Source organism: Umezawaea sp. (genome assembly GCF_036375055.1).
Lineage (GTDB): Bacteria > Actinomycetota > Actinomycetes > Mycobacteriales > Pseudonocardiaceae > Umezawaea.
In genome coordinates this window covers 42,545-66,066 of record NZ_DASUSQ010000007.1, presented here as the reverse complement: position 1 = coordinate 66,066, position 23,522 = coordinate 42,545, and the positions used below count along the sequence as shown (strand labels likewise).

General features: G+C 68.0%; 19 protein-coding genes and 1 pseudogene. 3 read left to right on the top strand and 17 right to left on the bottom strand.

Annotated features, from left to right (window positions below):
* Positions 1 to 22: 22 nt before the first annotated feature.
* The 3 genes from VFZ92_RS02595 to VFZ92_RS02585 form a co-directional block, all read right to left on the bottom strand.
* The gene (locus VFZ92_RS02595; RefSeq protein WP_330874030.1) at positions 23 to 2,002 is read right to left on the bottom strand and encodes a putative bifunctional diguanylate cyclase/phosphodiesterase; all 1,980 of its coding nucleotides are present in this window, start codon (positions 2,000 to 2,002) and stop codon (positions 23 to 25) included.
* Between the two features lie 645 nt (positions 2,003 to 2,647).
* Entirely contained in the window at positions 2,648 to 3,427 is a 780-nt protein-coding gene (locus VFZ92_RS02590) for a metalloregulator ArsR/SmtB family transcription factor (protein WP_330874065.1), read from the bottom strand.
* A gap of 73 nt (positions 3,428 to 3,500) precedes the next feature.
* Positions 3,501 to 4,517 (bottom strand): hypothetical protein, encoded by a 1,017-nt coding sequence (locus VFZ92_RS02585; protein ID WP_330874029.1) that lies wholly within the window; start codon positions 4,515 to 4,517, stop codon positions 3,501 to 3,503.
* A 298-nt stretch (positions 4,518 to 4,815) separates the two neighbouring features.
* Here VFZ92_RS02585 and VFZ92_RS02580 point away from each other — a divergent pair, with 298 nt between their 5' ends.
* Positions 4,816 to 5,325 (top strand): GNAT family N-acetyltransferase, encoded by a 510-nt coding sequence (locus VFZ92_RS02580; protein ID WP_330874028.1) that lies wholly within the window; start codon positions 4,816 to 4,818, stop codon positions 5,323 to 5,325.
* 28 nt (positions 5,326 to 5,353) lie between these two features.
* Here VFZ92_RS02580 and VFZ92_RS02575 read toward each other — a convergent pair whose 3' ends face one another.
* On the bottom strand, positions 5,354 to 5,551 hold the full coding sequence (locus VFZ92_RS02575) for a hypothetical protein (protein WP_330874027.1): 198 nt from the start codon (positions 5,549 to 5,551) through the stop codon (positions 5,354 to 5,356).
* A gap of 46 nt (positions 5,552 to 5,597) precedes the next feature.
* On the opposite strand from VFZ92_RS02575, the gene VFZ92_RS02570 reads away from it, so the two are divergent.
* Positions 5,598 to 6,413, top strand: coding sequence for an alpha/beta hydrolase (locus VFZ92_RS02570; RefSeq protein ID WP_330874026.1), 816 nt, complete (start codon positions 5,598 to 5,600; stop codon positions 6,411 to 6,413).
* 171 nt (positions 6,414 to 6,584) lie between these two features.
* Here VFZ92_RS02570 and VFZ92_RS02565 read toward each other — a convergent pair whose 3' ends face one another.
* The 13 genes and pseudogenes from VFZ92_RS02565 to VFZ92_RS02510 all read right to left on the bottom strand — a co-directional run bounded on the left by VFZ92_RS02565 (position 6,585) and on the right by VFZ92_RS02510 (position 21,247).
* Positions 6,585 to 7,733, bottom strand: coding sequence for a serine hydrolase domain-containing protein (locus VFZ92_RS02565; protein WP_330874025.1), 1,149 nt, complete (start codon positions 7,731 to 7,733; stop codon positions 6,585 to 6,587).
* Positions 7,734 to 7,797: 64 nt separating this feature from the next.
* Positions 7,798 to 8,343 carry a hypothetical protein gene (locus VFZ92_RS02560; RefSeq protein WP_330874024.1) on the bottom strand — a complete coding sequence of 182 codons (546 nt, stop codon included), beginning with the start codon at positions 8,341 to 8,343 and terminating at the stop codon, positions 7,798 to 7,800.
* Complete coding sequence (locus tag VFZ92_RS02555) at positions 8,336 to 9,370, bottom strand: hypothetical protein (RefSeq protein ID WP_330874023.1); 1,035 nt, start codon at positions 9,368 to 9,370, stop codon at positions 8,336 to 8,338. Before VFZ92_RS02555 ends, VFZ92_RS02560 begins: the two co-directional genes overlap by 8 nt.
* Position 9,371: 1 nt before the next feature.
* Positions 9,372 to 11,543 (bottom strand): hypothetical protein, encoded by a 2,172-nt coding sequence (locus VFZ92_RS02550; protein ID WP_330874022.1) that lies wholly within the window; start codon positions 11,541 to 11,543, stop codon positions 9,372 to 9,374.
* Positions 11,530 to 12,600, bottom strand: coding sequence for a TIR domain-containing protein (locus VFZ92_RS02545; protein ID WP_330874021.1), 1,071 nt, complete (start codon positions 12,598 to 12,600; stop codon positions 11,530 to 11,532). The genes VFZ92_RS02550 and VFZ92_RS02545 overlap by 14 nt, the downstream gene beginning before the upstream one ends.
* A gap of 1,082 nt (positions 12,601 to 13,682) precedes the next feature.
* Positions 13,683 to 14,330, bottom strand: coding sequence for a hypothetical protein (locus VFZ92_RS02540; protein WP_330874020.1), 648 nt, complete (start codon positions 14,328 to 14,330; stop codon positions 13,683 to 13,685).
* A 9-nt stretch (positions 14,331 to 14,339) separates the two neighbouring features.
* Positions 14,340 to 14,486, bottom strand: a pseudogene (locus VFZ92_RS42380) (HNH endonuclease); the annotation flags it as partial.
* Positions 14,487 to 14,577: 91 nt separating this feature from the next.
* Entirely contained in the window at positions 14,578 to 15,108 is a 531-nt protein-coding gene (locus VFZ92_RS02535; RefSeq protein WP_330874019.1) for a hypothetical protein, read from the bottom strand.
* A 6-nt stretch (positions 15,109 to 15,114) separates the two neighbouring features.
* Entirely contained in the window at positions 15,115 to 16,314 is a 1,200-nt protein-coding gene (locus VFZ92_RS02530; RefSeq protein ID WP_330874018.1) for an XRE family transcriptional regulator, read from the bottom strand.
* The gene (locus VFZ92_RS02525; RefSeq protein ID WP_330874017.1) at positions 16,295 to 17,668 is read right to left on the bottom strand and encodes a 7-cyano-7-deazaguanine synthase; all 1,374 of its coding nucleotides are present in this window, start codon (positions 17,666 to 17,668) and stop codon (positions 16,295 to 16,297) included. Before VFZ92_RS02525 ends, VFZ92_RS02530 begins: the two co-directional genes overlap by 20 nt.
* Positions 17,665 to 18,258 carry a hypothetical protein gene (locus VFZ92_RS02520; protein ID WP_330874016.1) on the bottom strand — a complete coding sequence of 198 codons (594 nt, stop codon included), beginning with the start codon at positions 18,256 to 18,258 and terminating at the stop codon, positions 17,665 to 17,667. Before VFZ92_RS02520 ends, VFZ92_RS02525 begins: the two co-directional genes overlap by 4 nt.
* 278 nt (positions 18,259 to 18,536) lie before the next feature.
* The gene (locus VFZ92_RS02515) at positions 18,537 to 20,219 is read right to left on the bottom strand and encodes a tyrosine-type recombinase/integrase (protein WP_330874015.1); all 1,683 of its coding nucleotides are present in this window, start codon (positions 20,217 to 20,219) and stop codon (positions 18,537 to 18,539) included.
* Positions 20,220 to 20,401: 182 nt separating this feature from the next.
* On the bottom strand, positions 20,402 to 21,247 hold the full coding sequence (locus tag VFZ92_RS02510) for a hypothetical protein (protein ID WP_330874014.1): 846 nt from the start codon (positions 21,245 to 21,247) through the stop codon (positions 20,402 to 20,404).
* 190 nt (positions 21,248 to 21,437) lie between these two features.
* On the opposite strand from VFZ92_RS02510, the gene VFZ92_RS02505 reads away from it, so the two are divergent.
* Positions 21,438 to 22,247 carry a transposase family protein gene (locus tag VFZ92_RS02505; RefSeq protein WP_330874013.1) on the top strand — a complete coding sequence of 270 codons (810 nt, stop codon included), beginning with the start codon at positions 21,438 to 21,440 and terminating at the stop codon, positions 22,245 to 22,247.
* The last annotated feature ends 1,275 nt before the right edge of the window (positions 22,248 to 23,522 follow it).

Genomic DNA, 23,522 nt, shown 5'->3' with positions numbered 1-23,522 from the left:
TGACCGCGAAACCCGGCAGGGGTCAGCGGTCACCGCGCGTGCCCGTCGTGAACGTCCCCTGCGCGATGTCCGCGCCGACGCGGTGCCACCACCGCGCCTGCCGCTCGGTGTCGACGCCGTCCACGATCACCGTCGTGCCCGTGCGGTGCACGACGGACAGGATCCCCCGCAGCGCCAACGTGACCAGCGAGTCCTCGCGGTCGCACCGGGCTTGGCGCCGCACCATCCAGCGGGCGATCCGGACGGCCCGCACCGGCAGGTCCTCCACGTGCGCGAGGTCGCCGGGCGAGGTGCTGAAGTCGAGGATCTCCGTCGCCACGCCCGCGCTCGCCAGCAGCCGCAGGTTCTCCGCCGCCTCGCCGTCGCCGTGCGACAGCGCGGCGGCGGGGATCCCGAGCCACAGCAGGTCGGCGGGCAGACCGGTCTCGTCCAGGACGGTCAGCACCCGGCTGAGCAGATCGGGGTCGGACGACTGGTTCGGCGTGAGCCCGACGTGCAGCGGCTGGTCGACGCCGCGTCCCCTGCGCCGCTGCTCGGCCTCGCCGCAGGCCGACCCGAGCAGCCAACTGCCCAGCGGCAGGACCAGTCCGGTCTCCTCGGCCAGTTCCGCGCACCGCTCGTGCGGCAGCCGACCGCGGACCGGGTGCTCCCACGACAGCAGCGCGTCCAGCCCCACGACCTCACCGCCGTCCAGCCGCACCAGCGGCTGGTGCACCACGGACAGCTCGCCGTTCTCCCACGCGCCGGGCAGGGACACGGCGAGGCCGAACCCCTCCCGGTCGCGGTCGTCCTGGTAGGGGTCGTAGAGCTCCCACTGGGTGCGCCCGTTGCGCTTGGCCCTGGCCAGCGTCATCTCCGCGGCCTCCAGCAGCGCCGCCGCGCCCATCCCCGGACTCGGCCGGTCCACCACGCCGATGCTCGCGGGGGAGGCGACGCCGTGGCCGTGGACGTAGACGGGCTCGGACAGCTCCTCGTTGATCCGCCGCACGGTGCTCGCCGCGTCCGGGGTGGTGGGCGAGTTCTCCACCAGCACGGCGAACTCGTCGGCGCCGAACCGGGCGACCATCGCGGCCTCGTCCTCGAACAGCGCCTCCAGCCTGCGCGCGACGCTCTCCAGCAGCAGGTCGCCCGCCCGGCGGCCGAGGCCGTGCGTGATCAGCGAGAACGCGTCCAGGTCGAGGTGGTAGAGGGTGATCCCGGTGGACGGGGAGGCGTGGCGCAGCACCCGTTCCAGGCTGGTGGTGAAGTACTGCCTGTTGGGCAGCCTGGTCAGCATGTCGTGCAGCGCCTGGTGGTTGAGCTGTCCGTGCAGCAGGTTCAGCTCGGTGCGGTCCTCCACCACCACGACGAACCGGCCCTCGGGGTCGTCGGGCAGCGGCGCGGTCACGGTGAGCGTGGCCCACGCGCTGTCGCCGTCCTTGCGCTGGAGCCGCTGCTCGCTCTGGACCCGCGGCGCGGCGCCGCCGAGCAGCTCGGCGTAGCCGTCGCGCAGCGCGTCCCGCTCGTCCTCGTGGACCAGGTCGAACACCGTGAGCCCCACCATCTCGGGCCGCGTGTAGCCGAGGATCTCGCCCAGCACCTCGTTGGTGCGCAGGAACGTGCCGTTCCGGTCGGTCAGCACGACCCCGTTCGTCGTGCTCGCGACCACCTCGTCGAACTCCGCCTCGATCGCCCGCGCCCGGTGCCGCGTCTCGGCGAGCGTCTTGAGCAGCGCCTGGCTCATGCTCTCCTGCTGCGCCATGGTGGAGAGCCGCAGCGCCTCGGTGTACCCGGCGGCGAACGAGCCCAGCACCAGCACGACCCGCTCGGCGCACCACCCCGGCGCGGGCAGCTCCGGCAGGGCGAGGATGCCCCGGCCGAGCACCTCCATGGTCACCTGGAGGCTGGTCGTCCCGGTGCAGCCCCACTCGACCAGGGCGGCGCCGTGGGCCTGCACGGCCTCGGGCGTGAACCGCTCCGCCATCACGGCGTCGGCCAGTTCGTCGACGACATCCTCCAGCATGACCCTGAACCGGGTGAACTCCAGCGGCACGTAGGCGGTCCCGCAGAGCGAATTCGCCCATTTGCGCGCGAGTTCCACCCGTTGGCCCGATCGCGTGACGAACGGAGCCATGGTCAATGTCGACGCGCTACCCAGCGCCCTCATGCGGGCGTGCCGGACCGTGCGTCGTGCCAGTGTATAGACGGAGAATGTAAAGCTGATTCCACAGTGCACCTCGGTGTTCCTGCCCGTGCCGAGCAAAAGGTACCTGTGTGCGTGGTGCCTGGCCAACAGGCGGGTGACACTATTTCCGTTTAACCCATTTTTGCGGGTAGTGCTCGATCGGCACTCTCGGTGTCGCCGCAGGTCGTGACCCTGGTGTGCTTCCAACGAACAGGCGCGCCTTCCCGTGCACGACTGCCCGGGATCAATGCCGCACCAGCGACGACGCCGATTCGCGGTGATGTCGTCGAGAACGGGCGAACTCCTGACCAGGGGTTTGTCGAAATCGGGCAAAGGGCGCTCGGACAGCACTCGGTCGGTGGAATTCCCGCTGGTGGAGAAGAGTGCGCTCCGCAACCGCTCCGGTCGCCTGTCCGGCTGGTGCTATCCCCCTTTCGTGCAGTTGGCAGGAGCGTCGGTCTCGGTCTGTGATCGAGGTCTCCGTCAGAGCGCCTCGCCGGTCTCCAGCAGCGACTTCAGGCTCGACAGGATCACCGGCCACCCCTCGCTGACGCCCGCCTGCACCGTGCTCTCCGGCCCGAACCCGTCGTGCGTGACGGTCAGCTTGACCAGCTTCCCGTGCGGCGCGATGTCGAACGTGACCTTCGACCTCGGCTCCTCCGCCATCGCCGCGACCAGGTCGGGGTTCATCCCGTGCACCTCGGCGAACTCCGGCGTGAACGTGTGCCACGTGTACGACAGCCGGTGCGGCGGGACGGCCTCCAGCACGACCTGGGCGGGGTCCTCGGTCCTCAGGCCGCCCTCGGTCCAGCTCATCGTCGCGCCCGGCGTCCAGTCGGACTCGAACGTCGCGCCCCAGTACCTGCTCGTGAAGGCCGGGTCGGTCAGCGCCTGCCAGAGCTTCTCGGCGGTCGTGTTGACGTAGGTGGTGTAGACGAACTCGGGCTTGTCCATCGGCTCGGACTCCAATGCTCTGGTGAGGTCGGCGAGCAGTTCCACCCGCCCCCTGTCGTACCGGCTGATCCACCGCTCGGCGATGGCGTTGATCGGCGCCGCGTTCAGGTAGTGCACCTTCTCCCGCCCGCGCCGCACCGTGGTGACGACGTTCGCGGTCTCCAGCACCGCGAGGTGCTTGCTGACCGACTGCCGCGCCATCTCCAGCCCGGCGCACAGTTCGCGCAGCGTCTGCCCGTTGCGCGCGTTGAGGCTGTCCAGCAGCCTGCGCCGACTCGGGTCGGCCAACGCCTTGAACACCTCGTCCACAGACATGCACCCTTCCGGCTGCCTGACGATAGGCAGCCGGAAGGGTGCATGTCAACGGGGAAGGGCTCGGGGATCAGGTGCCGGTCTGCCCCAGGTGCGCCGTCCACGAGGTCCGCCCGGCGGGGGGCGAGTGGTCGAAGGCGCTCTCCGCGCGATCACCGTGCGTGGTCGGGAGGTCGGTGTGCGTGCCGATTGCCGACGGGTTCTCCGGGGCGGTCGTTCCGTCCGGTCGGGGTGTCCAGCTGATTCCGTTGTCGCTGCCCGGAATCACGTCGCGGAACGACATCTCGACTTCTCCGACCGAGTTGACGACGGGTTGTTCCCCGACGTCGCCGATCCCCTTCACCTCGACGGGCAAACGATCCGGGTGGAAGCGGACGACCAGGTCGAACCGGTCGCAGCGCCGGGACGTGCGGAACCGGTATACCGGTCGCATCCGCTGAATTCGAGGAATGCGCACATCCAGGGAGAATTCCAGCGCCTCCCCCGCCGACAGCGGGCGGGGGAGGCGGAGTCCGCCGTCGGTGAGCAGCACGCCGTGCACCACGCGGATGTCGTGGTCGCCCGCGGGCTCGGCCCCGTCGCGGCGCGCGGCGACGGGCCAGGGGATCTCCTCGACGCCGTCGCGCTCGGCCGCGACCGTCCACCGCTCGGTGCACGCGGGCACGGGCCCGTCGAGCCGCAGCAGCACGTGAACCTGCTGGATGTGCCACCCGTCCGGGCTGGTGGCGGCCTCGCGGGAGGTGTGCCGGGCCGCGGCCTCGACCAGCCTGGTCAGGCCGTCGTCGATGCGGCGGCGGATCGTGCGCGAGTCGCGGTCGGCCAGGTCGGCGAGCCACTGGATCCGGTGCGCGAGGAACGCGTGCTGCGCCTCGTCGTGCAGCGCGAGCGGGGTCGTGACGGCGAGTCTGAGGTCGTGCGGAAAGGTGCTGACCAGAGCGTTGACCCAGGAACCGAGTTTTTCCCGGACGACTTCGGCACCATCGAATTCGGTTATTCCGCAAGCGGCGCGCAATGCGGGACCGACCTGTCTGTCGATGCCCGGCGTCTGCACTCCACGGCCACGGCGCAGCGCTTTCAGTTCGGTCATGAGCTTGCTTGGTGAGGTGGCCATCGGCCCTCCGTGCGGGACTGCGCGGGCCGTTTATCCGATACCGCGCCGTTTCGTTGTGTCTGGCAGGCTTTCGTCCTTGAAATACCACCGGTGCTCTGAGCGCTATGTCGTGGATGTCTTCGCCTGCGTTACGGAGTGCAATTGACCTGCGCAGAGTTGGTCTGATTGAGTTCGTTTACCATGATTTCTGGCGATTTCCACTTGAATGGGAATCCATTGGCGGCGGACGAAAATGGCGTGCGCCGCCGGGAGCGGTGCGGCCACACTCCGCGGCATGACCACCGGCTCCACCTGGACGATCGCCCCCGCCCCCGTCGGTTCCCCCGAGGCGCTGGACCTGCTCCGGGCCTACCTCGTCGACGTCGCCGACCGCTACCACCGGCTCCACGAGGGGCGGGACTCGACGCCGGAGGAGATCGAGGAGGCCCTGGCCGACGCGCCGAGCGACCACCTCGCGCCCCCGACCGGGATCTTCCTGGTCGGCCGCCACGGCGGCGTCGCGGCCGCGTGCGCGGGCCTGAGCGTGCTCGATGCGACCACGGTCACGCTGACGAGGGTGTTCGTCCGGCCCGACCGGCGCGGCACCGGCGGCGGCGCCCGCCTGATGGAGGCCGTGGAGACGGCGGCGCGCGACCTCGGGGCCGAGAGGATCGTGCTGGACACGCGGCTCGACCTGGTGGAGGCCAGAGCGCTCTACGGCCGGCACGGGTACGCGGAGGTGCCCGCGTTCTCGGGGGGCCGGTACGCGGAGGTCTGGTACGCCAAGGACCTGCGCCCGGTCTAGGCGCGCACGGGCCACCGCGCGGACCCGATCACGCGCCCGCCAGCCGGAGCCGCACCCCTGCCTGCTCCTCCAGCGCGACCGGCCGACCGCCGCGGGCGTTGTGGGCGGCGGGCTCGCCGCCGGGGCCACCTCCACCTCGGTCCGCGTCGCCCTGGTGGCCCGCGGGCCGCGGGCCGGACCGCCCGTGCTGGCGGCGTGGACGGTGGCCGCGCTCCTCGGCGGCCACCCCGTGATCCGGGGCGGGACGCGTGACCCCGCCGTAGGCTCGCCGGGTGGATCTCGACCTCCCCGACGGGCGCACGGTGCGCGTGCACGACAGCGGCTCCCCCGGTCTGCCGGTGTTCTGGCACCACGGTTCCCCGCAGACCGGTGACCTCCTCGAACCCCTGGCGGCCGTGCCGGGCGTCCGCCTGGTGGGCTACGACCGGCCGGGCTACGGCGGCTCGACCCGCCGGGCCGGCCGGTCCACCGGATCGGCCGCCGCCGACGTGGCCGCCGTCGCCGATGCGCTGGGCATCGACCGCTTCGCCGTGGCGGGCCACTCCGGCGGCGGCCCGCACGCGCTGGCGTGCGGGGCGCTGCTGCCCGATCGCGTCCTCGCGGTGGTGTCCGTCTCCGGTCCCGCGCCGTTCTCCGCCGACGGCCTGGACTGGTTCGCGGGCATGGCGCCCGCGGGGGCGGCGGAACTGCGCGCGGCCGTCGCGGGCCGCACCGCCCTGGAGTCCTACCTGGCGTCGGCCGACTTCGACCCCGAGGTGTTCACCGAGGCCGACCTCGCGGCCCTCGCGGGCCCGTGGTCCTCGTTGGGCGACAACGCCGGGGCCGCGATGGCCGCGGGCCTCGACGGACTGGTCGACGACGACCTGGCGCTCGTCGCTCCGTGGGGCTTCGACCCGGCGCTCGTGGCCGCTCCGGTGCTCGTCCTGCACGGCGGGCAGGACCGGATGGTGCCCGGCGCGCACGGCGAGTGGCTCGCCCGCCGCTGCCCGTCGGCCGAACTGCTCCCGTACCCGGCCGACGGCCACGTGTCCGTGCTCGCCCACGTCGAGGCGGCGTTGGCCCTGGTCCGGGAGCGCGTCGCCGCGTGACCCCGCACCCGAATCGGTCGGGGTCGCGGCGCGGTCGTTGAGCGAGCAGGACTCCGAGGAGGGATCAGCGTCCCGCCGTGCGCGCCCAGCGGGACGTCGACCGGCGCCCGGCGAGCCCGGCCGACCAGCTGTCCACGGTGGACACGAGGGTCGCGTCCGTCGAGCGGGTCCTCAAGGAAGTCGAGCAGCCCCGGCCGCGTACGCCCAGAAGTCCCGCATCAGCGGCGGCGGGGTGGGACTGGTCATCGCCACCTGGGTCATCAGGACCGACACCGTGCCGGTGGCGGGCACGACGTGGGCCGAGGTCCCCGTGCCGCCGACCCAGCCGTACCGCCCCGGCACGTTCCACGGGTCGACGGCGGCGACGTCGACGGACCCGCCGAACCCCCATCCCTGGCCCTCCAGGAACAGCACCGCGTCCGCCCGCTGCTCCGGCGTCAGGTGGTCGGTGGTCATCAACCGCAGCGACTCCTCGGTCAGCACCGGAGGCCCCCCGCCCAGCAGCATCCGCCCGAACGCCAGGAAGTCGTCCGCGGTGGACACGAGCCCACCCGCTCCGGACTCGAACGCGGGCGGACTGCTCCACTGCCCGTCGGGCCGGTCCACCAGCGTCAACCCGCCGTTGTCGTCGGGCTGGTAGTAGGTCACCAGCCGCCCCACGTCGGACGGCGGCACGGAGAACCCGGTGTCCACCATCCCCAGCGGCGCGAAGACCCGCTCCCGCAGGAACTCCCCGAGCGAACACCCGGCCACCCGCTCGACCAGCACCCCGGCGATGTCCGACCCGGTGTTGTAGAGCCAGGCCTCACCGGGCTGCCGCAGCATGGGCACCGCGGCCAGCCGCCGCAGCCACTCGTCCGACCCCACCGTCCTCCCCGGTTCGGGCGGCCCCTGGATCGACCGGCTGAACAGCAACCGCACCGCGGGCAGGGAGAAGTCGTCCGGGAACCCGTACCCGCACCGGAAGGTGAGCAGGTCGAACACCGTGAACCGCCGCACCGCGTCCACCACGTCGTCGACGGCGGCACCCGGCTCCCGCACCACCTTGACCGGGGCCAGTTCCGGCAGCCACCGGGAGACGGGGTCCTCCAGCCCCACCAGCCCGTCCTGCACCAGCACCATCACGGCGGTCGTGACGACCGGCTTGGTGACCGAGGCGATCCGGAAGATCGCATCCCGCGCCATCGGTGCCGACCCGTCGACGTCGACGGCCCCCACCGCCGCCACCTCGACCTGGTCGCCACGCGCGACCAGCCCCACCGCCCCCGGCACCACCCCGGCCTCCACCCGTGCCACCAGCAACTCGCGCAGCGCCGCCATCGGACCACCCTCCACTCGTTCCGTCGAGGTGCAGACCTCCCGGACCGGGGAAAGTCATCGCGAACTACTGCTGGTCCATCCAGGTGGTCAGCGACGTGGTCCAGTGGTTCACCGGACTCGTGCACACCGCGTTCTCGACGGGCAGGCACTCCCGGTCGTTCCACACCAGGAACCCGGCGGTCAGGGCCACGACGAGCACCCACCGCGGCGCGGCGCGCGTGATGGCGAGCTTCGGCAGGCCCTGCCGCGCGAAGCCCTGGACGGCGTCGACCACCGCCACGACGGCGGCGCCGTACCCGTAGACCACCTCGGGCGGCACGCGGTCGAACCGCCGGAACACCCGGCTGACCGCCAGGTCCGGAACCAGCAGGCACACGCGCACGGCTTCGGCGAGCAGGACGACCGGCGTGACCAGCGCCGCGCCCAGCAGCGGGAGGCCCCTGGTCGCCAGCAGCCTCAGCAGGGCGAAGCCGAGGTACGCCACCAGGACGAACTCGACGAAGGCCCGCATCCAGAACGGCATCCCGAGCTGGGTCGCGAACCCGTCCAGCAGGACGAGGAGGTCACCGACCAGCGGGACGCCCGCCACCGGGTTGAGGACGTCATCCATCGTCTTCCTCGTCCTCCTCCTGATCCGTCCGAACGGCCTCGACCGGCTTGGGCCTCCGGGGTCCGGCGGGCTTCTCCCCGTCGAGCGACCTGCTGCCCTGCAACTGCTCGATCACCGTGCTGCTCGCGTTGGCCATGATGGCGGCGATGTCCTTGCGGTTGACCAGGTTCGCCTCGAGCAGGGAGTTCAGCACCGCGTTCGCGCCGTCGAACTCCATCTGCTTCTGCTTCATCATCAGCTGGATCACGTCGTTGACGTCCTCCCCGTGGTCGGAGAGGCGCAGCGCCAGGACGTTGTGGTTGTCCGTCCGCAGCGCGTCCGCGTAGACGGTCATCCGCTCCACCTTCAGGTCGAGGTCGTGCTTCTGCTTGAGGGCGTCCAACTTCTGCTGGAACTCGGCCCGTTGCAGCTCCAGCACGTGGGAGTGCTGCTCCGTGATGCCGGTGCTCTCGATGTTCTCCCGCTCCCACCTGGCCCGCGTCCGGCCCGCGATGTGGGCGTTCGCCTCGGCGGCGAGCGTCACCACCACCCGGCAGCCGAGGATCTTCACCCCGTTGGCCAGCGGGATCGAGTGCGCCTCGAAGTCCTCGTGGTCCTCGTTGATCCGCTTCTCGGCGGCGGCGCTGCTCTCCAGGTCGAACAGCCGCGACACCGTCCGCAGCCGCACGACCAGGTGCTGCTTGATCGAGGCCTCGGGGTTGTCCAGCTGGGCGCGCACGGCGGCGACGGGGTCGGAGACCCGCCAGGTGACGTCCACCTTCGCCGAGAACGAGAACGCCTCCTCCTTGGACGGGAGTTCGACGTCGAACGTGTCCTGGTGCGTCGACACGTCGACCGCGTACACCTCCCTCGGCGTGGCGAGCCACAGCTCGCCCATCGTCAGCCGTCCCTTGACGACCACGTACTCACCGCGCTTGGTGACGTACACGATCGCCGAGTGCCCGGACGACGCCGGACTGGACCTGCGCAGGTTCGCCCTGCTCGCCTCGATGGTCCGGACGACACCCGTGCCGGTTGGTCTGTCCACGTCATGGCCCTTCCTGGTCGAAGTGGTCCACCACCGCGCGCACCGCGTCGACCGGACCGCCGGGCCGTGACGCCCAGTGCTCCAGCTCGTACCGGACGCTGTCCACGTCGTCGGCCTCGACGGCGATGTCGCGCAGCAGTCGGGCGAGGGGCGCGCGGAGGGTGTTGTCGCGCTGGGCCAGGCGGACCCAGTCGCGCAGCAGCCCGTAGCCGCGCCGCAGGAAACCCGCGGTCTCGATGATCCGGGCGAACAGCACCACGATCCGCTCGCGGTGCTCGGGGTGCTCCTCGGCGAGCCACAGCAGCGCGGGCCACTTCACCGAGCTCTCCGGCACCGTCACCGTCAGGTAGTTGCCCACGACGAGCACGGCGAGCAGCGCGGTGTTCCGGCGGTTCGGGAACTCGTCGTCGTCGCTCCACGCCACGAGCGCGGTCAGGACCTGCACCGGGTCGTCGACCCGGCAGAACACGTCGCTGACGCTCTCGCTGATCGCGAACGCCGTCGGCCAGTCGGCGTGCCTGGCGGTCCGCTTGAGCAGCCGCAGGACCGTGCCGGGGCTGGCCGAGGTCGTGGTGCCGATCGCGCGGGCCGCGGTCTTCCTCCGCGACCAGCTGCCCCTGTCCTTGAGCCACCTGTCGAGCATCCGGTGCACGACGCGCCCGAGGGCGGGGTGCTCGGCGGGGAGCTGCAACGCCGCCACCGCGGAGTCCCTCATCGCGGGGTCGTCCGACTCCGCCCAGGGCAGCACCACCCGGTTGTGGATGCCGATGAAGTCGAAGAGGCTCAGGAACCCGACCGCCATCCCGGTCCGCACGCGCACCCGTTCACCGAGGGCGCCGCCGAGCCCGCGCAGCCAGTCCTCGACGACCTCCATCCCCTGGTCGTACTCGGTGCACAGGTGCTCCAGGACCCACGCCGGGTAGTTGTCGTTGCGGAACCTGACCTTCCGCACGGCGATCGGGCCGAACGCGGTGTCCTCCAACGACTCGACCACCTCCGCGCGGGCGTCCTCCAGGCGCTTGCCCAGCGGCGTGGCGAACAGCGCCCTGCCCCGCTCGCCGGGGCGACGCCGTTCGATCCTCCTGATCCGGTCGGCGAGCATCGTCGCCGCCTGCGACACCAGCTGCACGGACTCGTCGTTGAACACCGCGAGCGAGATCATGAAGGCCCGCTGCTCGACGTCGGTCTGCTGGTTGAACCAGTCGAGGAAGTTCGCGCGGCTCGTGCGGGAGTACCGCTCGCGCACGGTCGCGACGTCGATGCGCCCGGCGGCCACGTCCACCAGCAGGGAGCCGAGGTGGGCCAGCTCCCGCCGCGGCACGTCGTCCGTCAGCTCGGCGACGATCTCCTCGACCTCCGGGTCCTCCAGCACCGCGAGACCCGTTCCCCCGGCCCCGGACACCGCCATCCCCCAGGACAGGTGGCGCCGGATCAGCTCGGCGGGCTCGACCCCGCCGAGGTCGTCGACGACGAGGTGCCCGATGTCCGCGACCGGCAGCTCGGTGGAGTCCTCGGCGATGACGACGAGCATGCACCCGGTGTCCCGCATGAGCCTGCTGAGCCGCTCGGTGTGGAACGAGCGCAGGTCGCGCGCCTGGTCCGGGTCCAGCGATTCGAGCAGGTAACCGTGCAGGCCCTTGAAGTTCTGCCCGTCGAGGGTCTTCAGGTTCACGTCGGGGTCGAGCTTGAGCACGCCCTCGCGGCACAGCTCGTCCAGCAGGCGCAGCGCCGTCGTCGTGCGCCCGGTCCCCCCGCGGGCGTGGATCACCACCACCTGGTGCGACTGGAGCGCCCTGCGGAGCGCCGAGTACCGCGCGGGCTCCACGTAGGACTCGCGGATCCGCGCCAACGTCGTGCTGGGCACCGGCCCGCTGTCCACCACCATGCCCACGTGGCTGGAGTTGCCGGTCGCGTAGTTGTCGCCGACCTGGCCCACGCTCGTCTCGCGGAAGAAGAAGTTCGCGGTCCCGCCGACCCCGCCCAGCATCTGCTTCGCCGTGTGCAGCATGTCCCGCAGGGCGTTCCACTCGTGCGCGCTGTCCGGGTCGGACGCCTTGGTCTGCGCGGCGGAGAACCCCTCGTCGTCCTCGTCCTTCCGCTCCTCGTCCGACGAGTCCTCGGCGGTGACGGGATCCGGATCCACGGCCGCGTCGGTCGTGTCATCGGTGCCCATCGCCGACCCCGGAGCCGTAGTTGTCACCGATCTGCCCCGCGGTCACCTGTCCGTTGAACGTGGTGACCTTCGTGACCACCGGCCCCGGCGTCTTCTCGGCCTCGTCTCCGGACGGCGGTCGCGGGTACCCCACGACCCGGACGTGGACCCCGACCCCGTCGGGCAGCCGGACCCGCCGGAACGCGGCCGGGTTGCTGCCGCCGTGACCGTGGCGGACCACCTTGTCGTACACCCGCTGCGACACCACCACGGCGCAGACGCCCTTGCGGGCAGCGGCCAGCACCTCCCCCACCACGGCGGAGGCAGCAGCGTCCACCGTGCCCGTGACGTCGACGCTCCGCCGATCCCCGGAAAATTGTCCACAGTGGACGGCGATCCGCAACTTCCCGCCCGTGGCGGCGGATCCACGTTCCTCGTGCACGGAGGCGATGGCGGAAGCCAGGTCCGCCACCACGTCCGCGACCGATGCCACCGACTCCGGCACGACCGCCACCACCCGCCGCGCGGTCGACCACCGCCGCTCCCGCTCCACCCCGATCCCGCACCGTTCGAGCGCGGTGTCCAGCACCCGGTCCAGCTCGGCATCGGCCTCGTCCGTCACGAGCACGACCACCGACGACGGCACCGCGACGGCCTCCGCCACCCGCCCCAGCTTCGCGATCAGCATCGCCGCCAACTCGGCGGGCGACGTGGACCGCGCGTCGGCGCACGCCGTGGTCCGGTGGATCCCCGGCACCTCGGTCTCGTCGAACAGCACGGGGAGCAGGTAGGGCTCAGCGGTGTGGATGGCCCGATCCTGCGCGGCCTGCCGCTCGAACGTCGTCCACACCCGCCGCGCATAACCCGCGGAAGCGAACAACACGCAGAACCGCGCCCGGTTCCGGTAGACGTCGACCAGGTGGTCGTACAGGTTCCGCCCCCACATGTCCTCGGTCTCGTAGGCGTCGTAGAACACCGACACCCCCCGCTCCCGCAACACCCCGGCAAGCTCCTCCGCGTACACCCGCTCACTACCCGCGAAGGACAGGCAAACGTCGTACACCTCATCCCCACCCATCCCACTCCCCAGCCCCACCACCAGCCCAGGCCTCAAGCAAACGCGCCACCCGCCCCCGATACCCGTGATGGCAACAAGTTGTCCACGTACTGTCTCGACGCGCTGGAGTTGACAACCGCATTCGCCCACGTGGGCCGCACGGTGCTGAGGACGGCGAACACGCTGACGACCATCCCGATCACAGCGAACACCAGCCCGGCGACAGTGGGACCGATGGGCATTTCCCGGATCGCCGTGCCACTGCGGCAGGCAGTGGAAGGCCTGCTGTCCGGTCGCAGTTCAGCGACCGTCCCGCCCGACGGCAACGGCACGGTCCGAGGCGGGGAACCGTGTCACGTCAGCGCAGGTCCGTTCAGTTCTCGAACGGGTCGTCATCGCCTGGGGTGACAGCCACACGCGAGGGGGACCTTCCGCCCGCCCGAAGACGCGAAGGACGACCTGCTCGCAACTGCCACCCGTTCGTGGCTCTCCGGCGACTGGTTCGGCCTGAGCGCCGTAGACGGCCGGGCGAAAAAACAAAGCCCTTGACCGCGTTCACGCTGGTCAAGGGCCTTTTCGCAGTGGTCAGACGATGTGCCCCCGGCAGGATTCGAACCTGCGCTCCCGCCTCCGGAGGGAAGGCCTGGAAGCTATCACCCGTCTCTACCTGCAACTATACTCTCATTCAGGCTTCCAGGGGTCTCGTGAATTCCTCTGGTTGACCCTGGTTCGTGTCACGTTTGATGTCACGATGCAGCGCGGTTCATGGTCGAGTTTTTAGTGGTACAGATCACTATTTTGCTGCTCGTGTCGGGCGTGTTGCGGCTCCTGCCTCGCCAAGTTGATCGCTGACTCGTGGACGACATGCACTCGGCCGCGGGTGGGGCGACGAGATTCTGTCTACTGTCATCGCGACAGCCAAGCCTGCTCCCGGTTGGAGCAACCGATCCCGTGTGTCGAGGGCGAACTTGCGAGCACATGATCCGGCTTGTTCATGAGGTGGACTATGTACCTGGCTCACTAATTGTTGAGTGTCTGAACGGTGTGGCCGGAAGGGCATGGTTGCTGAAGTGTTCAACTGCCATCTAAATTGTGCTCTTGTTTCAGATTCCATTATTTGGATTGTTGACATTCTTGTCGTAGTAGAGAGGACTGGCGTCGGCATGTTTACCGAGCCATTCGAGGTAGCCGACTATGCTTGGTGTGCCATAGTTTATGGTTAGCTCAAGTCCGAACAGGGCAAGCGCGAAATAATATTCTCCCCGCTCGGTGTGTAGAACTTCAAACTCCCATACTCGTTGCACTGTTGAGCCGTCGGCGAGAGTCCATGACTTATTCGAGTCGTAGATCCTGCGGCTATAGTAGGGCCAAGGATGTCGCGATCCACGCCGTGCATATTCCCTGATGGGGTCAAATTGTGGCTCTGTGGCCAAGTAGTGAAGACCCTCTTCGGAAAAAGCGAGGCGCGTGGCCATAGCTTCCAGGGCGACTTTTGCCAGAAATCGAGAGGTTACTTTCTCGTCCCATGTATCCTGAGGGGTGGGAAGGTTGATCACATTAGCGCCATGGTGAAAGATTAGATCAAATGCCTCGGGTGATACCTCGACGGAGCCGATATTCGAACCTAAAGCAAACTGTCGTGCAAGAACTTCCGCATCGGGTCCGACAGTTCCGGCAAGCGGCGGTATTCTCCCCTTCTTGTTCGATACGCGTTGATGAAAGCGAAGCGCGTTAACGTTGGCCAAGTCCATAAGGGGCTTCTCGACCTTGCGTGCAAAATAGTTATTGCATTTATCGCAAACGACACCCGGCGGCAGGGTGAGGGTGGTATTGCCAAGAGATTCGGGTATGACGTGTTCAACGCTTCTGGAGTCGAGTGAATCACATTTGCAGAATAAGCAGATCAATGGTTATTCTCTCGTGAAGGCCAATAGGTCTGAATGTATGGTTCAAGTTCTCTGAGATGATTGATGCTCTGCGCAATGCTACGCGTTTCAATTAGTGCTGTATGTGGTGCTGCCACCAGGCGAAGTTCTCGTCGGTGTGGCGGGGAATGTAGCTGGCTTCGTCCCGTACGCGCTGGAGAAGTACGGCAATCTCTTGCCGACTCTGCCCGATGGCCTCTGTGTACTGCCGGAGGATCGTCGTGGTTCCTGTCGGCACGGCGATGCCGGCCTCGACGGCGACCCGTCGAGCCTTCCGGTCATCGGTCGCCATGGGCAGTGAACGCGAGCAGGCAATAGCGATTGTCGCGGCTTCACCGTCGTCGATGTCGCGCGCCAGTTCGACATAGGCGTCAAGTTCAGGGCCGACGAGTGTCAGCACGTGAGCCAGAGGCGGTGTATCCGACACTCGTCCTCGTCGATACACGGTGATGGTTTCCTGGTCGACGTGCAGTTCACCGCACTCCGCGGCTGCCTGCTTGGCCATGAGGAAGTGGATGTCGAGGGCCGCCGTGATCTCCGAGGCACTGTCCGTTGCCAGTAGGTTGATCGCGATGCATGCGTCCAAGAGCAGCTGATTTCGCACTACCTGTCACTCCACGCTGTCCAGGAGATCGACGATCTGTGACTGTCCGTCTTCGCCGACATCCTGCGTGGAGGTCAGTTTGTGGAACTCCGTGCGTGCTTCCACGATGCTCATGTCCAGGTACTGGGCGAACTGCGTTTCGGTGATCTCCCCGTCCATGAAAAGTTGGGTGGCGAGCGTGCGGTAGTGATACGGGAGTGGGGCCCCGTTGTCCTGGATGGGTGCGAGGTTGAGCATGTCCGCGGCGGCGCGTGGTTGGAACTTGTTGTCCTTGAGTCGATCCCAGGTACCCGGCTTGATCAGGTCGAGGGTTTCCAGTCGCAGGCACAGGGCTTGGACCGACACGCGGTAGGCATGGGCGAGTTGCACGAGGGTGGCTGGTGTCGCCTTGCCGTCGCTGTCCTGTTTCAGCTCGTGGAAGCGACGGACGATGCCGTTGCGGGGCATGAGGAAGTTGGCGGCGAAGGCCTCGGCGAAGCGTTCTGTGTCGTTGACGCGACCGGCGCCGAGCCGGGTGACTTCGGGCCGGTCGCGTGAGGCCAGGAAGTGGGCGTATTCGTGGGCCATGGTCCAGCGGCGTCGTTGCGGTGGGTGATTGCGGTTGATGCCCACGCAGCCGCCCAGCGGGTCGACGTGGATGAACAGGCCGGCGACCTTGGAGGGCAGGTCGAGGAAGAAGATCCGCAGGCCGACCTCGACTTCCAGGACTTCGCGCAGCACTTGAAGTGGTCCGTCACCGAGTCCGAGCCGGTTGCGTTCCTCGGTCGCGAGGGCTTCCCCCGCGCTCTCGGGTCCGAGGTAGTCGGTGGACCTGACTGCGGGCGGTCGTCCCGGAAGCCTGAACTGGGATCGACGCAGCAGGTCGAGGTAGCCGTCCGCGAACCGCTCCAACTCGTCGACGGCCTGCTCCAGGTCGCCGTCGGTGGAGTTGGTCATCAAACCGGTGCGGAACCTGGCGCGGATCGACGCGGGAGGGGCCGAGGGGCGCAGCAGGGTCGCGACGTCCTGCCCGTAGAGCTCCGCGAGCTTGACCAGCTCTGCGGAACTGACCGCGCGAGTGCCCTTCTCCATGGAGATCAGCGTCGGGCGGCTGACTCCAAGCTCTGCCGCCACCTGGGCCTGGGTCAGCCGGACGGTCTCCCGCGCGCTGCGGATCCGTGTGGCCAATGCCTCGGTCGACTCGTGCTCATCCACTGTGACACCCATCGCTGACATCCTGAAGCCGTGTGCCGAACCAGTCATCGACGCGCAAACCTAGCGAGTCCATGAAGATCGGCCATTCCTGGGTGTAGGTCGCGAACATACTGGCGAGCGTCTCGCGTGACACCAGCCCGGCGGTACGTGTCAACGCCGGGAACTCGTCGATCAACGCAGACCACGGTGCGTCAGCCTCCAGGCAGGCTTGCATGCGCGAGGCTTGCCACAGCATCGCGACCAAGCCTTCAGTGGAGGCGGTGGCGTTCTTCCTGTAGGCGAGGTGGTCATCGATCGACGGGTGCACTGATGCGGCCACTGCCTGCCTGCGCAGCAGGCACGAGGTGCACACACCACAGCGCGGATGGCCCGCCACCCGTGAGGCGAAGCTGGTGTCGCACGACACGCTCGCCGACATCGCCGCGACCGCCGTCGATGGCACGGCCGAGAGCACCTGAGCCTTGGTCATGCCCAGGAACGGATTGTGGATCGTGAAGTCGTTCCCGGTGAGTTCGCGAAGCAGGTTCTCCATCCCCGCCGTCGTCTTCGGATGAGCCGACTTCGTCGCCTGGGCGCCGAGCTGAGATCGGATGTAGGGGAGGTTCACCGCGCCGATGCCGTTCTCACAGAACCACAGACGACGAACATCCAGTGTCAACGCGGTGGCCACACCGGCAGCGAGGAACACCAGCCCGCGGGAGCGTTGAGAAGACTCGGTCCTGGCCAAGTCTCCTGTCAGTCCACGGGTGAGATTGATGTTGAAGCGGATGTGGCGGTCCTCGTCGACATCGGGGCCCAGGCGACCCAGGACTGTGCGCTGCACTCCGAGCATGTGGTTGTTGGTTACGACACTGACCGGAAGAAGGGCTTGGTGGGAAGCCTGGGTCGCCAAGCCCGCCGAGGAGTCCAGGCCGCCGGAGAAGAGCATGGGCTCCAAGCCGTCCGGCAGGACGTCCAGCAGGTACCCCTGCCCGGAGAACAAGCCCGTGCCCTCGGCCGGGACGAACGAACAGTCCCACTGGTCGTCGGTCAACCACTCCAGCAGCGAGTGGACCGACTCCAGCGCCGCTGTCCACCGGTCCGGCTCGCGAACCGCAATGATCGCGCGGATCCCGCGACCCCAATCCGGGCCGTTGTCGTAGCCGAGGTAACGCGGCCGTCGAACCATCCGGTCGATCGCGTAGACCGCTCCGGCGAAGTCGAGCAGATCCGCCGCCACCACCGGAAGGTGACGCGACAGCAGGTCGACCACACCGCCACCATCGAGTCGGGCGTCCACGCCGAACCGGACGCGCTGCTCGTCCGGGGATTCGTCCGACCAGTACCTGACCACCGCGTCGGAAGGAGTCACGTCCACAGTCTTCACAGGTCGTCCAATCCGGTGCGCAGCAGCTCCTCGAGAGGCTTGGTGGGTGACCGGCGGTCCGGAGCGCGCAGACCCTCACCAGTGGGGTGGCGGATGAAGCGATCGCGAAGTGCGGCCATGGGCGGGGACTTGGACAGACTGGTGAACAGATCGCGTAGCTGAGCCATGGTGTAGTACCCATCGGCGATGAGGGTGGGCAGCATGTGATCCAGCCCGGCCCCGGCGACTCGTTCCAGCAGGCGCTCCGCGAGAGCCTCGGTGGCCGTGTCGGGCGAGACCAGGTTCATGCGTTCCTGCATCGAGGACGCCAGCGCTGGTGCTACCTCGTCGAGCAGTCGGCCCATGACGCCGGCGCGTGACTGCATGGGGATCTGCACGAGGGCTTCGTGGCTGTCCTGGACTGCGGCTAGTCGGACGCTCTCCGCGACCTCGGCCAGTTGGGGAACACCGCCGGATGCACGGATGGAGTCGGCGATCGCTGCCACCATGGCGTCCTCGACCTCGGTCGAGGACGCGCCTGCTTTCAGCAGGTTGGCGACCTTGCGCCACTTGCCGCCAGCTCGCCACGCTAGGTAGTCACCGTCCGGCATGCCGCCTCCTTACCTCTTGACATGAGAGTACGCCCATGTGGCTCTTCTGTGTCAATAAGTAAACGGGTGATGGAGTCGGGGCGTGATGTCGACTGCGGCAGCGCGCAGAGGCCTCCGCGATCTCGCACGTCGGGACCGCTGGTGGCTGCAGTCATGGAGTACGACTACTCAGCGCAGTGTCGTCTGCCTCGACGGGCCGTTCTGATCTGTCGAGCGTCAGCGGCGATGGAGGCGTCGGAGGGTGGCGCGGCTGCGTTGGACCCGGCTGGCTTATCGGGCTAGGCGACCGGTGATGCCTCCCGGGCGCACCTGATCAGGTTCGGCTTGCGTGGACGAGCCGTCGCTGGTCGATGACGAGTTCGAGGCGACCGCGCAATGCCGGACGCCGTCACTGGTGCGGTCATTGCCTCGGCCTGGCGGTGTGGGGTTGAGCCCTCCTCTCGTGGTTCGGCGTCGTGCGCCGTGACGATGGCGCGGTGACCCGGCGTCGTGGCGACGAGGTGATCGTGCGCGAGTTGGGTGATGGCGCGGTGGGCTGTGCTGGGTGCAACGTGGTAGGTCGCGGCGAGCTCGGCGGTGGAGGGAACTGTTGCCCCGCAGGGGAGACGACCGTTTTCGATGTCGTCGCGGAGGTTATGGGCGATGGTGAGGTAGGAGGTCGGTTGTCCGCGGCGGGTGGTCAACGGGGTCGGTGTGCCGGGCGGGTTGTCGGTGCTGCTGGGCAAGGGGAGTAGGCGGGCCAGGGTGGTGCTGGCGCGTTGGTCGGCTTCGCGGATCCATGCTGAGTAGTACTTGAGGGTGGTGCCGCCGTCGGCGTGGCCGAGTCGTCCTACGACGGTGCGCAGGTCGACTCCGGCTGTGATGAGTTCGGTGGCGTTGAAGTGGCGCAGTTTGTGCCAGCTGGTCGCGATGCCCAGTGCGCGGGTCAGGTGCCGGTACCACTGGGTGACGGTGGCCGGGGGGCGTGGTGTGTGTCCGTCGCGTGCGGGGGAGAAGAGGAATGCGTCGTCGGGCAGGGTGCCGCCGAGTTGTGTTGCTCGTTGTCGGCGGTAGTGGTGGTAGGCGGTGAGCATGGCGATGGTTTTGTGGTCGAGCAGGATGTGGCGGCGGGTGTGGAGTTTGGTGTCCTTCTCCCACAGGGTGGTGCCGAGGTGGGCGATGCTGCGTTCGACGACGAGGAGTCGTCGTGCGGTGTCGAGGTCGGTCCAGCGCAGGGCGCACAGTTCACCGCGGCGTATGCCGCTGGCCATGGCCAGCCACACCATGGGGCCCCAGTCGGGATCGGTCCAGGCCGCGGCCAGGATCCGGGTTGCCTGTTCTCGGCTGGGTGGTCGTGGCCGAGGTGGTCCGGCGGAGGGGGCTCGGGTGTCGACGACGGGGTTGCGGGCGAGCCACTTCCATCGCAGGGCGCTGTGGTAGGCGGCGCCGATGAGGAAATGCAGTTTGCGGACGGTCGAGGCCGCCAGGGGGCGGCAGACGTGCTCACGGGTTTGTCGTCGGCGCCCCGTGGTGTGGCAGTTGTGGTCGCGGCAGCGCCGGAGTTGCGCGTAGCAGTCTTCGAGGGTTTCGGTTGTCAGGTAGCGGATCCGGATGTGGCCGATCATCGGGACGATGTGGGTGGCGGCCAGTTCGGAGTATCGCTGGCGTGTGGTTTCGGTCAGGGAGAGCAGCGCGATGTGCCGGTTGACCAGCCCGGCCACGGTGCTGTCGCCGTGGCCTTGATGGCTGCCGCGGCCGGCGGTGAGGAGCCGTTGACGGGCTTCCTCGATCTCGATGAGCGCGGTCGGGCTGTCGGGGATGGTTTCGCTGGCGTAGCGGGACCGCCCGGTGGACGGGTCGACCCCGGCGTAGACGCGGATCCGCCAGGAGCCGCTGGGCAGTTGTTCGACACTGCCCTGCGCTTGGGACGGACGATGATGTTGGTTGCGTCGGGTGGTGGACGCAGTAGTGGCTTTACTCATAACTTACGTTACTGCCGCATGTGGACGGTCGCGACTTGTCGCAGGTGGACAGTGGGTTCATGTTCGAACACCAGCTGAAGAAGCCTGTCCGTTCAACTTTCGGGATTTCTGGCGGTTCGTGTCCTGGACGACTTAGCGGGTGGATGCCCGGCGTAGGACGCCGGGCATCCACCCTCAAGCACCTACCGGACGGGCTTGGCGCAAGTTAGCATGTGCCACCAGAACGGACCGTAGGTGGTGCAGCTGTAACCGTTGCGCTCGTACCACCACTTCGTGGCCTGCCCGACGACCACCATGAACAGCATCCGAGCCCCGATGACGACGAACCAGGCCGGATCGGCTACGACCGGGTAGGCGGTGTTCTGGCCGTGCTCGACGACCTGGCGCAGCGTGGTTCCCTGCAACTCGAACCGAGTGGGCACCGCGGCACCGTTGGCATCGCGTGCCCACGGCGTGGCGATGGTCGCCGCCGGTTCGCCGGCCGCGTTCAGCACCACGGCTCCTCCGTCGGTCTGCAGGGCGATCTGCCCGCCCTCGGGAACGGTCACGCCGAAGTCGAACGACGTGGGGGCGGAAGGACCGTCGATCGTGATCAGTGCCTGCACACCAGTAGAGGTGGGCTTGACCGCGATGTCGGTCTGGGCCGCAGTCTCGGTGTACACGGTCGTGCCGTCGACCACCACGGCGTTCTCCGCCTCGTGCGCGCCGGGCACGCTCATCGCCATGCTCGCACCGGTCGGAGTGCTCAGGGTGATCTGCTCCGCGGGGTCGGCGGGCACGGTCACGGTCGCGCCGGTGGCGGTGCGGGCAAGGGTGTCTCCCTCCTGGGAGATCTCCACACTCGCCGGGGTCGTGCCGTCGGAAACGGCGGCGACCACCTGAGCGGCCTCGGTGGCCTGCTCGACGACCGACGCATCAGTCACGGTCGTCACCACCGCAGGGTCGTCAACCGTGTCCGCCTGCGCGATGGAGGCGCCGGTCATCGCCAAGGTCACCGAAGCGACAGTGACGCATGCCGTCAGCGCCATGCGACGTCCGGAATAGCCAAGTCGGGAACTCTTGTTCACTGAGCCTTTTTCATCCTGATTCGGATGCCTTGGCGGGCAAGGGATGTGGGCCACAAGCCGAGGATCGTCGGTGTGTCGGTGTGACAGCGGATGAAGCCCTCGGTAGGAGGGCTGTCGACCAAGATCAGTCCTGTTACACCGAGGGCTTCGCATGCTGTTCTACCGTGCCGCACTGCCGTTGTCACATCAGACCCTGACCTTCGTGTCCGGCCTGGTCCGCGCCCATCGTCGGCGGTCGGGCTCGGTATGGCGCAAGCTCAATCCAGGCCAGCAGGCCCTGCTGGCACTGGTGTACCTGCGCAAGGGCGAGACCTTCGCCGAGATCGGCGCCGGGTTCGGCGTCTCCACCACGACCTGCTGGCGCTATGTCAACGAAACCGTCGAACTCCTGGCCGCACGGGCACCGAAGCTGCGGGCCGCACTGCGCACGGCGAAACGACGGGGCCTGGCCTACGTGGTCGTCGACGGCACCCTGATCCCGATCGACCGGATCGCCGCCGACCGACCCTTCTACTCGGGCAAGCACAAGATGCACGGGGTGAACCTGCAGGTGATCGCCTCGCCGGACGGCACGATCCTGTGGGTATCAGGTCAACTGCCGGGTAGCACCCATGACACCGCGGCCGCCCGGATCTGGAACATCCTCGCCGCACTCCGCGACACCGGACTGATCGCCTTGGCCGACAAGGGCTACCACGGGTACGACCAGACCGGCCACCAGGTGATCACCCCGTACAAGGGCCGCAACAAGCCCGAGTCCCAGAAGGACGCCAACCGCGCCCATGCCCGCTTCCGCGGTCCCGGCGAACGTGCTAACGCCCAACTCAAGACCTGGCGCATCCTCCGCAAACTCCGCTGCTGCCCCCGCCGCGCCGGCCGACTGGCCAAAGCCATCCACGTGCTACAGAACTACTCCAAAGCCATCCACGTGCTACAGAACTACGAGGTCACCGCCGGATGAAAAAGGCTCACTATGTTCAACTCCCCTGATCCGGTGCAGCAAATTTTCCTGGGCTGCACATGAGTCGTATCGTCGAACGCTCGCCAAGCGCTACGCAATATTGTGAACGAATGCAAGTACCTCGTCGCTGAGTGGTGGCAGCTTGATGTTCAAAATCGAAATCTTCTAATAGTGGTCAGAATGTGGACAGTTTGTTTCGATTTATTGACAGAAGCTTGCGAGACGGTCGAGAGGGCTTCGTGGCCATCGCGCGCTGGCGGCGCTCATCACGGGTGCGTCGTCATTGGGACATGACGGCACTCAAGGCAGAGCAGCGTGACGCAATCTGTTTGGTTGGTCCCGCCTCGTCGTCGCAACCTCCGGCCTCGTCCTGGTGTCGGAATGGCATACCGATCCAGGGCAGGTCGTCACCACTCGATCGACACTGACGGTCTCGACAACACACGCCCACTTGAGGTACGACGATCGACAGTGGTGCGGTCTGGAGTGGTTTGTACGTCAATCTCGACGTCGGTTCTCCGGTAACAGCGACATCACCGCATTCCGGAGCATCGCAGCATTGGTAAATTTCGACGTCATTTCCGGTGTGGGACATGGTTGTCGGGTCCGCTTGTCCTGGACATTCCGCCATGTCGTAGCCACTGGTCCCAGTGGAGCGCCTGCAGCGCAGAGAGGGCCAACGGCCTGGATCAGCAGCGAGCAGCGGCGACAATCGGCTGTGAGGACGGGCCCCGTGTCGTCGGATTCTACGAATATTGATCATGCTCGGTGCCCACCAGCGCCGTCCGGTTTTGTGAGCAGGTGTCGTCAGAGTTCACCAGTACAGCCATCCGAGCCCGTCGCCGCCGATCTTTACGCGATCCTTACGGCTCACATGCCCGGCCTTTACAAGTACAGGACACGCCCACGGGTTGACTTCGGCTTGTGAACGGTCTGGCCCCTTCGGGGCACTTGGTGTTGTTGGCCGGGTATGGCGGCGCTGACCGATGGCCGCACGTGGGCGCAGCGGCGGCGCGGCGAGCAGCTCGTGCACTTCGGTAGCGACGTCGTCGAGAGCGACAGCGCGGACAAGACCGGCTCAGTCTGCAGCCCTCTGGAGCGAGCGGATCGGCTACGAGCCAGTGCCCGGTGACCTCGGCACATCCTGATTCATGGCGACGTCCCCGCAGATCTCGGCCACGGCGGCGACCGGGCTTGTGATCACCCCTGTTGGCTCTGAGCGCGCCGGGTGGACAGTCACCGGGTACTTGCCGGGGATACCGACTCTGTGTCCGT